Origin of the sequence: Acinetobacter gerneri DSM 14967 = CIP 107464 = MTCC 9824, assembly GCF_000368565.1 — a bacterium.
GTDB classification, from domain to species: domain Bacteria; phylum Pseudomonadota; class Gammaproteobacteria; order Pseudomonadales; family Moraxellaceae; genus Acinetobacter; species Acinetobacter gerneri.
Window position 1 is genome coordinate 455,017 of record NZ_KB849549.1, and the last position, 13,842, is coordinate 468,858.

Sequence of the window (13,842 nt, forward strand, 5' to 3'; positions counted from 1 at the left end):
ATTGAACTAAAGCACCTCAAATTCTATGCGACGATTTTTCTTGCGCCCTTCTGCTGTTGCATTGTCAGCAACTGCTTTACTCGCACCTAAGCCCTGCGTTGAAAGACGATTTTTATCTATATTTTTTGCGATTAGATATTGTTTGACCGTTTCAGCACGTTGCAAACTCAACTGCATATTTTTATCTGCCTGACCTTGATTATCCGTATGTCCAATGATTTTGACATTTTTAGCTTGAACTCGATTTAGCGCACTCGCCATTTCATTTAAAATCTGCATACCTGTAGCTGTGAGTACTGCACTACCTGATTCAAATTCAATGATTCGATTTTTTAAAGTGTCATCGAGTAGTTGTTGCTCTGCCTGATTTGCACTGAACTGGCTATTAAAACGATATGGCGCAGCAACCAAACTTTGATATAAATTTTGCATTGCTTGAATTTCTGTAGGATTAGCAAGCTTTCCGGTTAGATCAACTTGAGTACCACGAACGGTCAATTTACCTTGAGATATTTTCTTAAGATCATTTTGGATCAACTGTGTAACCGAATCACTCCAACCATTTGGTGCGGACACTGGGCGAATTTGTATCTTATCGACCACTTGATCAGCGCCATATACCAAACGCATTTTCATCAAAATTGCCTGTTTACTGGCATCATTTGGAACCACGCCTTCAATGACTATAGGTGCAGCAAAGACCCCACTACCACCCGCTAAAGTTAAAATCAAAGTGATATATTTCAAGTAATTTATATATTGTTTCTTTTTCATTTTCTAATCATCTATAAATGTTTGACGGAACAATTTCATCGCCTGATTGAGGCTCAATTGCCGCTCACATAAGCCTTGTTCTAAAGCAGCAAGCCCCGCATTTTGTTCTAAATAACGGTCAATCCACTGTGCCTCTAGCAAAGAAACCCAACGCTCAGAATCCATTTTTTGGATGAAAATGTCGCTTAATGCCAAAATATCAGCACCCTGAAAGCCAAAAAGCAGCACAGGTTCATCAAAATGCAATATACCAATCAGCACTTCTGTATCATGTTTTGATATAAATCGACCGATTAAACTGACCCAAAATGCAGCGATTTCATAACAATAATTTGCATTATTAATCGGCAAAATCAGCACTTTATTTAGCTTTGAGGTGCCATGTTGTAATACAGGCTGAAGCAATAGCCCTAGACCAATCATGCTTTGCGCCAATTCATAAGCCGTTAAATTCATCAGTTTTGCAAAGGAAAATAACGTGTAACTTTCATAAAAATCCTGACATTCTTCATCTGTCAAAATTTGAATTTCATGACCAATTTTCCCCAATTTTTCCATCAAAATATCTGAATCACGGATGCTCCGAATCACGCGATTTTTTAAAAATAATTCTAATAAAGCGGCCTTATGTCGATACGGCGCATACAGCAGATTTTTTAATGGCGCATCAACTTCCAGTAAATGCCCCAAAACCATTGGGAAATGTCGACCTGAACTATCCTCACTGGTGATCAAATTCGCCACCAAAAATAAATGCTCAACAGGGTTTGCAATAAAAAAATCTAAAGAAGGCAAAGACTGATACGTGCGATCAAAGTCTGGAGATTTCATCGCCTGTTCTAAAGCTTCAGTGATCCATTGGTCAATCACTTGGATCAAGCTGTGCTGCCCTTTTATTTTCAAAAAATCACCGCGTGCAGGGCTTTTGCCATAGTACAGAGGTGTGGTTTGGATCTGCTTCATGGATAAGCCTCCAATGCAAAAAGGAATTGGATCATCATGGCGTACCTCGTGGCATGGCAGAAAGTACTGCAATTGTTGGAGTTGTCACGCCCCGATTGCTACTGGCTGGGTTTGCTTGTGTTGGATTCGGATTTGTTGCTGGATTCACTTGGGAAGCTTGAGCCACCTGAGCCGTATTTGGATGTGCTGCATCTTGTGCATTTGCTGGAACTTGCCCAGCAGGCACGACTTGTGAAGGCTTACTGCTCAACACACTGTCCACCAGTTGTAAGCCTGAATAACCACGACCCGCCCCCATCGTGGTCGAGGTATTGCCACTGATCAATCTAAAATTGACCCGTACAAATAACGTCGGTTTTTGTGGATTGACCCATGTCAGCTCAAAGTTGCCATTCAATGGTTTTCGTTTAGCAGAATCAATCAAACGGTTAATGCCATATTCACCTGGCTCATCAAAGATGGTATGCGTTTGCCCTTCCAAATCCACCACCGTAATCCTAGCCCCCGGTATCGCTGAAGGATTTGGCCATACAAAATTGACCCATTGCTGTAAGCCATTTTCATAAGCCATTTTTTGCCCATCAATCTCGATGCTATAGGACAATAACTGCGGATTTTGTACGGGGAAAAATTGGAAATTCGATTGATTTGCCACAGTGGCAGTTGGTGCTTGATTGATCTCACCTGTTGCAACACCATTGGCTGGAGCAACATAATTTTGGAAATTTACAACAAACTGCGGATTTAAACTTAGCCCCTGATCTTTCCAAGTTTTCGAGCTTAGCGTATATCCACGACGGATAATAAATGGGTCCAACGTTTCTTTGACAAAGCGTGCAATACTGCCATTTTCACCAAAAATTTGGCTAATTTCGTTGCTGGTTGCTTGTACCGATGCCGAAGTATTAAATGGGAATTTTTGGCTTAGGGTTTGTTGATAAGGTTGAAAAGCCTGAATATTCCAAAGTTTATTAATTTCATTTTGAGCAGGAGCAAGTAAACTTTCAAAAGATTGAATTAATGGACTAATCAATAATTTTTGCATTGAAATTCGATCGGCTTCATTTAAACCTATAGTCAATTTTTCATCGACGATTTTTTGCGTATTATTAAAAACAGACGTTTGTTCATTTAGAGTCAGTTTGACCAAAGCCACAGCATTTGGACCAATATCACCTGCATTTTTTAAATCATTAAATTTACTGCGAACCTGAGATAAATCATTCAAATACTCATCTAGTAGTGATTTATTTTGCTGATCATCACGTTTGCGAACCAATTGATAAAATGCCTGAAACTCTTGAGCGATCGGACCTTGAGCCTGTGTCATCGCACGTTCAGTTGCATCTTTGGTACCTTGCCTTAAAATCACGCGTTTAAACCAAGCCACGATACCTTTTTTCGGAGTTGCCAATTCGGCTTGAACCACAGGATTGTCCCAACTGGTTTCTTGAGCGATGCGCTCTAGCAAGGTTCGAATGGGTGAATTTTGCGGTTCGCCTAAAATATCAATCACTTTTGCCTGTTGGGCGAAGTCCTCGCCTTTGGCATAGTGAACAGCATTGATAAATTTTTTCCATTCAGCAATATATTCTTGCTTATACAATTGCACCAATTGTTTGCGGATCTGATCTGGACTACCACTAAAAGTCAAATCATCAGATTGCGCACTATTTAAAACCCAATCTTTAGAATCAGTTGGCTTATTAGTCACTTCATCAATGGCTTGAGAAATATATTCATCCCACGCTTTTTGAGTAAAGATACCGGGCAATGCATAGCCACCCAGAACAACGGTTTTATTTTTATCCCCGACAATCTGTGCCACTGTTAACGCAGGATAACGTACTGTCGCGCGCATTTTAATTTCATTATAAACACGATCCCGCGCAGGCATTCCTCGGACCACAGAAAGCAGTACTTGACGTACCTGATCCACCAATTGTGCATCCGATTCTAAAATCGGAAATTTTGGATCATTTGCCAGAGTCATCGCATAAGAAAGTACTTCTTCTGCTTTTCTAATCATTTGATCGCGAGGCATTTGCCCCCGATTGGCATCCAACCAAGATCGCCAAAAACGTGTAACCTGATCACTCAAATGACTCGCATCCATATACTGAGGATTACTCATCATCAGATATGCCTTGAGTGCATTGTAAGCATCTTGCGGATTGGTATCTGAGGCTTCTAAATATTGCTGTGTCTTATTTTGTGCCGTTTGCTGGATCTCAACATTGACATGATTTGCCTTCAATATTTCTTGATTATTTTTAACACGCTGTAAATATTGCGCGATATTTTGCTGGGTCGGTGACAAAATAATCTGGCGAATTCCTTTTAAATACTCAGCCTTTAACTGCTCACGTATCGCCTTACCCTCATACAATCCAAACATAAACGGTAAAGGACGATGACGATCATACTCATCCAACTGAACTAGGCGTTGCTGCAAAATCAATAAAGCATCCAATTGAGTAGACAGTTCTTGCCCTGATGTTTTTTGCATTTGCACAACTTTTTGTAGATCTTTTTGAACATCCGCGATTAACTGTTGATTATTACGATACGACCAAAGCCACAAGCCCAAAACCATAGAAACTGTCAGCAAAGAAACAATAAATACGAGATAACGCTGTCTTTTACGCTTTGGGTTGATATGTTGTTTGACCAAGTTTTTATCTTTTAAAATAACCTCGGAAAATAATCCTTTTAAGAAATAGCCATGATTTTGCGCAATCGAATTTTTGGGAATACCAAATTCACTATTTGGAATTTTTGCAAGACGGAATTCTTCTGCAATTTGCTCCGTCATCGGGCTTTCAATCGTGCCTTCTTGTAGAGCACTGGTAAAATAAAATCCACGAAATACGGGCTTAAACTGAAATGGATTTTCCTCAAATAAACTACCAATAAATGTTTTTAAAATCGGCTTTAAGGTTTTAAATTCAAGAGGAAATGTCATCACACTAGGAGAAATATTTTGCGCATGACGGCGACTTAAATGCGTAGTACTAACACCTTTTAAACCGTCATATAAAATATTGTAATGTTGCTCGAATAAGTCCAAAGCACTGATATTTTCTTCAGGCTTATATGCCAATGTAGCTCCCCAAACTTGGTCAAACTCTTGATCTTCATAGCATTCAAAAAACTCAGTAAACCCTGCGATAAGATCCATTTTTGAGAAAATCAAATATACAGGTGCAAAGACTTCTAATCGTTCTGTCAAATCTTGAATACGTGCTCGCAAATTTTTCGCCAATTTCAAAGTCTTTTCAGGGCTTTGGCTGACCAATTCAGCAATACTCACGATTAAAATCAGACCATTAATCGGTGCTTTACTGCGATTTTTCTTTAATATATTTAAAAAACCAATCCATTCATCATGGTCCTCGGCATAGACTGAATAACGCCCAGCGGTATCCAGTAAAATCCCTTCCGTAGAGAAAAACCAATCACAATTACGCGTACCACTTAGGCCTGAGGACACCACTTTTTGATGTGATTCTTCAAAAGGAAACTTGAGTCCTGAATTATAAATGGCTGAACTTTTCCCCGCTGCTGGGTTGCCAATCACCATATACCAAGGCAATTCATATAAGGCAGCATTGCCCTTTTTATCGCCAAGTTTTGACTTGCGAATCATTTGAATCGATTCTTTGATTTGTTGATTGATCAGTTGTAATTCTTCTTTATCTTTATGATCAGTCGTTTCAGCTTCGGTATCTTTACTAATCGCATCAACCAACTCTTCACCTTGTTTGGCGTGCTTTCTTCTTTTAATCAGACTATAAATAATATAACTCAGCAAACCCACAAAATAACTGACTGCCAAAGCAAAAAATAATGGACGTGGAATAGAATTATAAGACGACAACAAAGCCACAAATAATGATAATGCAATAATTGCCTTAGGATTGGTGATATATTGCCAGAGGTAACCTATAATCGTATACATTATATTCTCTTATATAAATTTTATAAAAATCAAACAAATTAATAATTACAAATATGTTCAAGCACTAAATGGGCGCAGTAAAAGCTGTGCTGAAGGATTTTTAGTGTTATAAACCGAGGTGAAATTTTCCCCAGAAAGATGTGTCCCCAACATAAATCCAAATATTTCTGCCAAATCTTGGGAATGCCCTAAAAATAAAGAGCCATAGATAAAATGCTGTGACGCAATCGCAGTATCTGCAAAATTTTGAGCTAATATCTTTTGATTTTTAATATTAAAAACATCATTAGAAACAACAATAAACGGCGAATCATGCTCATATAACTCATCATCATCGAGCTGCAATTCTTTTAAAACCTGAGCAAATTGCGATTCATTTAAAGCCAACTGTAAAGTTTGAATCGGTTCTAATTCATCTAAAGTGACAGACTCATGGCTTAGACAACAACTACTTGAAAACTCGGATGGAATATAGTGCTCAATCTCAAATTTAGTCGTTAAAATCTGTTCATCAATTTCAGAATCCGCAACGACCAACAAACTGACTTCATGATTTTGGTGAGCAATATGCATAAATAAATCAAGCAAAGCCAAATAGCTATTTTGGCTATCAAAATAATGAAAATGAATTCTAAGCTGTTGTGAAATAATGCCAAGATTGTCGATAAACATTTCAATTTCTTCAGAACAAGTAGACTCATCCCAAATGGATTGAATCTGTTTCGATAAAAATATATGAATATTCAAATAATTTAAGCGTTGCATCGGTTTTGCTGGTGGCGTATCCATCTCTTCAGATGCAGCATTGGGATCAATCCATTTAGGATGCATCTTATATGCGTAGGCTTGCTGACTATCATAAAATAATGCCGACTGCTTCAACTGATCTGCAATCACAATCAATGCTTCTTGATTCAGCTCCAACTGATTTAAGATCATGTGATTTATACGATAAATGGCATTATTTTGTCGTTGTTCATCTAAAGCCTGATCCAATTCCTCAATACGATAAGACAAGATCCCTGCCTGTAAATTCTCACTTAACAAAGCATCCAATTGGGCCGAAATACCTCCTGAAAAATTCTGAAAAATAGCTTCATTTTCACCCAAAGCATGTTGAAGCGAAGTCGAATATAAGTTTAAATTTATCCATTCTATTGGCTTTTTTTGTTCGACTACGGCTGGCTCAATTTGTTTTTTATCCAATTGTTCTTGCTTGTTTTTTTGATATTTATTGTACTGCGCAATCGCAATAAATGGCAAAATGACCAATGCCGTCAACAGCAAAGGAATACAAATAAAATAGATCAACAAATCTTTTAAATTGGGATCAAAATGACTATCTTTCCAATAGAAAATCATGATCAACGAAACTGCACATAATATGCTAAAAAATAACGCAATCACTTTTTTAACCATCAAAGGCTACCCCAAAATATTATGTAAAGTTTCACTGTTATCATGAGTTTTAAACGGCATTAAAAATGCGCCTCGTGATAAACCGACTTTCGAATGATCACTCAATTGGATCGCTTGTATTTCTTCTTTGGCTAAAACTAGCCTTACATCAATAACTAAGGTTGGATCACACCAACTCGATAATATTTTTTTGAGCTTTTGATTAGACTGATGTCCAGGCAAAAAATCCAAATAAGCCTTATAAGTTAAAGGCCCTATACGGATTTCAATCTTGCCATCAAGTTGTTTAATCGACTCACCACAAAAACAATTGATCCCCAATAAACTGGGGCGTGCCTGTCCTATACAGGTTCTTTGGCTCAACTCTAAATAATATTTTTCTTCAATATATTGTTCTATTTCGATATTTTCATTAAAAATACAACTCAACATGGTTTTTAAAGCATGGGCAGTATTATTTTGCCCCTGCATTAGCCCTGAAAATTCTGCAAAATAATGATCTAAATCATTTTGTTGATGTTGGGAACTGACATAGCCACACAAGGCATGCAAAATATCAAGATAATGATTTTCATGTGAAATTTCATATTGTATTGGCAAATTATAATTAAAACTCGCCTCTAAAAATTGACTCACCAACTTATGATTGAAAAGACTTAAAAATTCTTGGGTTTCAATCCGATATTTACGTGGTGCTTGTTTAACCTTATTGGTATAAGTATAGGGCATCGCTCCTTGCAGCCCCGTCAAACCAACGATCAAATTTTTTATTCGAATTTTATCATCATCAAGTTCAAGCGATTCAATCTCAGAAATTGGAAAATTTAAATTCAGCGAACTATCAAAACGATATTCTTTCGCCCAATAGCGTGTATATTTTTGTGAACTTTTATGTCGCAACAAACGAACAGATTGAAAAAACTCAAAGCTGCTAGGTTGAATAAATAATTCATCAATTACAGAGGCTTTTTGCCACCAATGTTCTGAATGCATTGGTATAACTCCTGATCTGTATTTGAATCTAAAATGCTCAAATGAACAAAACTATTGAGCTGTACTTTTAAGCTAAAAATATGGCTAAGCAATTGACTAAAAATATATAAACTATGCCCACGAAAGATTTGAGCATCCATTTTAATGCTCACTTTGACCCCTCTTATAAACATAGGAAATGGTTTCTTTTCGATCAATTTGGTATCAACACTAAAATCAATTTCACGTATTGAATTGATAATCTGATGATTCTCTTTCGTTTTTGGAAGATTATAGAGTTCTAATAGTTCTTTAATATGGCTTAGAGCATCCCCCTTCATCAGTGCCAAAGTATTCAATGACAAGTGTGAAATAATTCTCCACTGTTCTTTCATATTTCGCTCAAACTGAAAACTGGCATTTGGACGCTTCAATACCACAACCTCTCTTGCAGTATTTGCATCTTTTAAAGTCAAACTATCATGACTTTGAGCCAAAGCTTCATTTGGCAAATCACCATTGGAACAGAGTAATCGGGTACTAATAAAATCAGACTTAATCTCGTAAGGATTCAATCTTTTAGAAATAATAGAGTAGCCAGAGGCAATATGTTGATTGGCATATTGAATCGGATTTAAGGCATAAAAAAAGTTGGCGTCATCGCCACGATAATGGCTCATCGCAAAAAAAGGATGGATTTGCGTAGAAATTTGCTCTTTATTGGTTTTTTCTCGGACCATTTCCATATTAATGACCGAATATACTCGGAATAATTCTGGATGTTGCGCATCTGCGAGCAAAGGATATTCAAGTTGTTTATGATTTATTTTCTGCGGCTCTGCCTGTTTTTCAAATAAATTAACAACTGGACAAGTAAAAAGTTTAAAGTTTGCGACATTTAATTCTGAATAATTTCGAACAATTGTTTGATCATTCAAATTCAATTTTAAATGAATATTCAACTCAAAAGTGGACTGATCTTTTAAGTGCTTTAAAAAGCCGAGATCCAGATTGAGATAACTAAACTTATCAGCAAAACAAAAATACTCCATCAACATACGATAGGCATGATGGGTATGCTGATCTATAGGCAATAGGCTTTGATTTTCTTCAAATCCAATAATGTCAAAAGGATTGAGGATTTCAAAATTTTTTTTAGCTGTTTTAATACTAAAAGTGGTTCCTTGCTTAAAGATCGCATCCAAAACTTGTAACGGAAAATTGGAAATCGCATCCAAATAAATCGGCAATTTTTCTGCCACTAAAATCGCATTCGTTTTATTAAATATTTCAAATCCAAAACTCAAGGTTGCATTCTGATTCATGTGAATATGCGAGCTAGGATTGGTTACAAATTCTAGATTGATCAGTTGAATTGGCAGTAAATGAACTGCTCTGGTCGTCGCAAATTCACATTGCACATTTTTAAAGCTTTTTGAACGTAAGACCTCTTTTGGCTCAATAATCAATGCTTCGGTCAATTTCTTTTGCTTGTTCATATCTTCAAAACTAATGATCGAACACGCAGGAAAATGTCGTAAATATTGAGGAAACATGACCTCAAAAATTGACCGTGTAAACATCTCATAACTATCAGCAAGTTTTTTATCTATTCGAGCTGCTATCAGTGAAAATGCTTGAATCAATCGCTCAATATGTGGATCGTCAATTTGCTCTTGATTCAAAGATAAACGCTGTGCAAGTTTTGGATATTTTTGAGCAAACTCACGTGATTGTTGTCCAAATTCCTGCAATTGCTTTTCATAATAGGGTAATAAATCATCAATCATAGCAACCCCCTATTTTATGTTCTTGCTGAAATTACATATTGTTGAGTCGTAGGCTTAAGCAATGCATCAAAAATCACTGGCTCGTATAAAGGATGGATATTCAAATAAGCCTGAATACTGAGACAGAGCGCTCCCACATTTTGTTCATTCATCAACATTTCTACTTTTATTTGCCGTAAGCGTGGTTCATGCGCTGAAATGGATTTTTCAATGGATTGGCAAATTTTCTCTCGATCCATTGGATTTGCCGTTGAAAGACCCACAAAATCAATAATGCCAAATTGAATAATTGACTTTTTTACTTCAGGAAAATCTTCAATAACATCATCAAGTTTTGCGACTCGACTATTCAACAAATCTTCTAAATCATGAGCAACAGATTCACGTAATTCTTGTATAGATAGTCCCTGAGTATGCTCAGACTCAGGTATTAATCGATCAAATAAAGTTGATCTAAAACCAAATGGATATAAATGATCTAAATTCATTTTCATTATTTCTTAATGAGATAAGGGCTAACATTTCGTTATCCCTTACCTAAAATCACATCATATTGATTACGCTGAATAAGATGCAGTGTTATTAGAAAGAGACCATTTCTTCGTAACAGCACCTTTTTGTGTACCATCAATATCTTGTTGGTTATATGTCCACTCAACCGCAGCATATTTCAGACCAAAAGATTCAGTTGGTACACCTTCTTCATTAACAGCAGGTACAACGCTCGATACCAAAACGTGTTTTAATTTGATTTGTAAATATTTGATACGTTTATCACCATTTGCACGGTAATAATCAATTTGAACTTCATCAAATGTATAGCCTGCAGAACATGCTTCCCAAAGCTTTGGACTAGTTGCATCTAAATCTTTGACAAAAATCATATCTGCATGTTCAACACGCTCAGCAGTATGACCACCGACGCTTGAAGAAGTTGCTGATTTTGGTTGACGAATATTATGAGCCCAAGAGTTTACTTCTAACCAATCTTTATGCTCAGAGTCTCGAGATTCTCCATCAACTTTATATTTCCCACGAAACTGAACGTATATATCTTTCATCAGGTTTTTCCTAATTATTTAAAGTTATTATTTAGCTGAGTTTTTATTAATTTGAAGACTGTGGTAACTCAGTCACCAGCCTTAAAGAAACGGATAACTCATCTAGTTGAAAATGTGGTCTTAAAAAAACCACCGACTTGTAGTGACCCGGTTCCGCAGGGTTTTCTACAACTTTTACTGATGCTTCACGAAGCGGATATTGTGCTTTCGCTTCTTGTGATGCCCCATCATCTAGTAACACGTATTGAGATAACCACTCATTTAAAAATGCTTCTACATTACCCGCAGATGCAAAACTCCCCACCTTATCTCGCATCATAGCTTTTAAATAATGTGCGATCCGAGAAACTGCCATAATGTATTGAATTTGGCTGGATAATGCCGAGTTTGCATTGGCTGAATCACTGTCATATTTTTTCGGTTTTTGCGAAGATTGCGCACCGAAAAATGCTGCATAATCTGTATTTTTACAATGCACCAAAGGAATAAAACCAAGATCGCTGAGTTCTTTTTCACGGCGATCCGTAATGGCAATTTCGGTTGGACATTTAAAAGCAACCTCACCATCATTGGTTTTAAATGTGTGCACAGGCAAACCTTCGACCAATCCACCGCCCTCTACACCACGAATAGCAGCACACCAACCGTGCATATCAAATGCATTGGTCAATCGTGTACCAAATGCATAAGAAGCATTCATCCAAAGATATTCATTATGATTTTGACCAGAAACTTCTTCTACAAAATTGAAACCTTCTGTCGCAGTCCCTTCTTTAGGATGATATGGCAAACGTCCCAATACTCTCGGCATGGTCAAAGCAACATAACGCGCATCATCGCTTTCACGGAATGAACGCCATTGAACGTACTCTGCCGTTTCAAATATTTTCGAAACATCACGAGGGCGGTCAATGTCTGTAAATGACTCCAATCCCAACATATTTGAGCATGCTGCTGAAATAAATGGCGCATGTGCAGCTGCTGCAACATGAGAAATTTGTTCCAGTAAATACATATCAGAAGGAGTTCGATCAAACTCGAAATCACCAATGAGCGTGGCATAAGGTGCCCCACCAAATGAGCCATATTCCTCTTCATAGATTTTCTTAAAAAGACTACTTTGATCGAAGTCAGTCGCACCTTGAAAGTCTTTAATTAATTCTTTTTTAGTCGTATTTAACATACGAATTTTAATCAGAGGATTGGATGGCGTTTCTTGGCAAAAATAATATAAACCACGCCAAGTGGATTCAATTTTTTGAAATTCAGCATTGTGCATGATTTTACTTAATTGCTGAGAAATCATATCGTCTATTTCAGCGATACGTTTGTCCAGTGACAAAGTCATATTTTCTGAAATAACGATCGTCCCAGCCATGACCTCACGGGCAAGTTCACCGATCAAGTTTTTAGCACGATCATGCTCATCTTCATTGCGTGCAATACGACTTTGTTCAACGATTGAATCCAATAACCCCACTTCAGCAGTGGTATTTTGTTGAGTTTCGGTCGCTTGTAAATTATTCATCATCAGCTCCCGCTTCTTCACTCATTTTGCGAACTTGGTCTGTATTTTTTAAAACATCATCCAAAAGATCTTCTAAGCGTTCACTATTTGAGATTTTATTTCTTAAATCTGTCAATCGCTCGCGTGCTTCAACCAATTTTCGAAGAGGATCAACTTGTTGAACCACATTTTCAGGACGAAAATCTTCCATAGATTTAAAAGTTAAATCTACAGACATACGCCCCCTCTCCTCTGTCAAAGTATTTTCAACTTGGAAATTGGCACGGGGAGATAAAGACTCCATAACCTCATCAATATTTTCGAGATCTACATTGATGAATTTTTTATCTTTCAACTTGGTTTTTTCAATTTCAGATGCAGCAGAAAAATCCCCTAAAACCCCAACAACAAATGGTAATTCTTTAATTTCTTTGCCATCACCAATCTCAACATCGTAAGTTAATTGAACTCGTGGTGGACGAATACGTTGTAATTTTTTCTGTACGCTTTCTCGTTTTGCCATATTTAAAAAATCCTAAAATATTAAAATCCCGCAAATGGAGTCTTTGGTTTTGCTGGTTCAGCTTTTTTTTCTGGTCTCGTTTTCACTTGTTTCTTTTGAGTCTGTTTTTTTGGCTGTTCTCTTTGCACTTTTGGTTTAGGACTTACAGCCGGCTTAATTCTAAAATCATCAGGTTTAGCTTTGACCATTTCTTCCGCAGGTACTGATGTTCGATACAATTCAACAAATGCTTTTGCTGCTGGATAAGTTAGGTCATTGTTTAAATAACGTGCTTCATTCATCCTCATTTTGGTCAGAGATGAACGTGCCAGATTGACTCCTAACAAAAATTTCACATCAGTCAGCATTGGCGTATTTACATTTTGTTTCTGTAAATAATCAATCAAAATCATTGATTTAATATAGTTATCTATTTGCTGAAAGCGATTAGCTGCTTGAATCAGTAAATCACTTTTTTCTTCAGTATTTTTTTTATCGCAAATTCGTTGATATATACTCAATAGTTCCGAATCTGTTTCGCCCTCAATAAGTGGGTTGGCTTTTATACAACTTCTTTTTAATTTAATCTCTGGATCATTCGCATTTGTTAACTGGCTCAATAATAATCCCGATATTAACAATGGATAAATCAGTTTCTTATTCAAAACCATTCCCCTTATTTTCATAATAACTTACACATATTTAAAATTTTACTAACTAATTATCAAAATAATTGTTTAATTGATTTTGATTAAAAATTTAACTAAAAAACGCATAGCAAAGTCAAGTTAAAAAGATTTATTTTGGAAAAATATTTTATTCTGTTTTTAATATCAAATAAATATTCGCAATATGTAAATATTCAATATTTTATTTTAAATTCTTTTCTGTAG

11 protein-coding genes are annotated in these 13,842 nt (G+C 36.6%); all 11 read right to left on the reverse strand.

Annotation, left to right across the window (positions count from 1 at the left end; translation table 11 throughout):
• Positions 1 to 6: 6 nt before the first annotated feature.
• The gene (locus F960_RS20075; RefSeq protein WP_004870306.1) at positions 7 to 774 is read right to left on the reverse strand and encodes an OmpA family protein; all 768 of its coding nucleotides are present in this window, start codon (positions 772 to 774) and stop codon (positions 7 to 9) included.
• Between the two features lie 3 nt (positions 775 to 777).
• Entirely contained in the window at positions 778 to 1,737 is a 960-nt protein-coding gene (gene tagF, locus F960_RS20080; RefSeq protein ID WP_004870309.1) for a type VI secretion system-associated protein TagF, read from the reverse strand.
• Positions 1,738 to 1,771: 34 nt separating this feature from the next.
• Positions 1,772 to 5,698: a type VI secretion system membrane subunit TssM gene (gene tssM, locus F960_RS20085; protein ID WP_004870311.1), complete on the reverse strand. Its 3,927-nt coding sequence runs from the start codon at positions 5,696 to 5,698 to the stop codon at positions 1,772 to 1,774.
• Between the two features lie 57 nt (positions 5,699 to 5,755).
• The gene (locus F960_RS20090) at positions 5,756 to 7,117 is read right to left on the reverse strand and encodes a hypothetical protein (protein ID WP_004870313.1); all 1,362 of its coding nucleotides are present in this window, start codon (positions 7,115 to 7,117) and stop codon (positions 5,756 to 5,758) included.
• A 6-nt stretch (positions 7,118 to 7,123) separates the two neighbouring features.
• Positions 7,124 to 8,110 (reverse strand): type VI secretion system baseplate subunit TssG, encoded by a 987-nt coding sequence (gene tssG / locus F960_RS20095; protein ID WP_004870315.1) that lies wholly within the window; start codon positions 8,108 to 8,110, stop codon positions 7,124 to 7,126.
• The gene (gene tssF / locus F960_RS20100) at positions 8,074 to 9,879 is read right to left on the reverse strand and encodes a type VI secretion system baseplate subunit TssF (protein WP_004870317.1); all 1,806 of its coding nucleotides are present in this window, start codon (positions 9,877 to 9,879) and stop codon (positions 8,074 to 8,076) included. The genes tssG and tssF overlap by 37 nt, the downstream gene beginning before the upstream one ends.
• A 14-nt stretch (positions 9,880 to 9,893) precedes the next feature.
• Positions 9,894 to 10,367 (reverse strand): type VI secretion system baseplate subunit TssE, encoded by a 474-nt coding sequence (gene tssE / locus F960_RS20105; protein WP_004870319.1) that lies wholly within the window; start codon positions 10,365 to 10,367, stop codon positions 9,894 to 9,896.
• A 69-nt stretch (positions 10,368 to 10,436) separates the two neighbouring features.
• On the reverse strand, positions 10,437 to 10,940 hold the full coding sequence (locus F960_RS20110) for an Hcp family type VI secretion system effector (protein WP_004870321.1): 504 nt from the start codon (positions 10,938 to 10,940) through the stop codon (positions 10,437 to 10,439).
• A gap of 46 nt (positions 10,941 to 10,986) precedes the next feature.
• Positions 10,987 to 12,468 (reverse strand): type VI secretion system contractile sheath large subunit, encoded by a 1,482-nt coding sequence (gene tssC, locus F960_RS20115; protein ID WP_004870324.1) that lies wholly within the window; start codon positions 12,466 to 12,468, stop codon positions 10,987 to 10,989.
• Positions 12,461 to 12,970: a type VI secretion system contractile sheath small subunit gene (tssB, locus tag F960_RS20120; RefSeq protein ID WP_004870326.1), complete on the reverse strand. Its 510-nt coding sequence runs from the start codon at positions 12,968 to 12,970 to the stop codon at positions 12,461 to 12,463. The genes tssC and tssB overlap by 8 nt, the downstream gene beginning before the upstream one ends.
• Before the next feature lie 20 nt (positions 12,971 to 12,990).
• Positions 12,991 to 13,614, reverse strand: a complete 624-nt coding sequence (locus F960_RS20125; RefSeq protein WP_042073396.1) for a hypothetical protein — start codon at positions 13,612 to 13,614, stop codon at positions 12,991 to 12,993.
• Between the last annotated feature and the right edge of the window lie 228 nt (positions 13,615 to 13,842).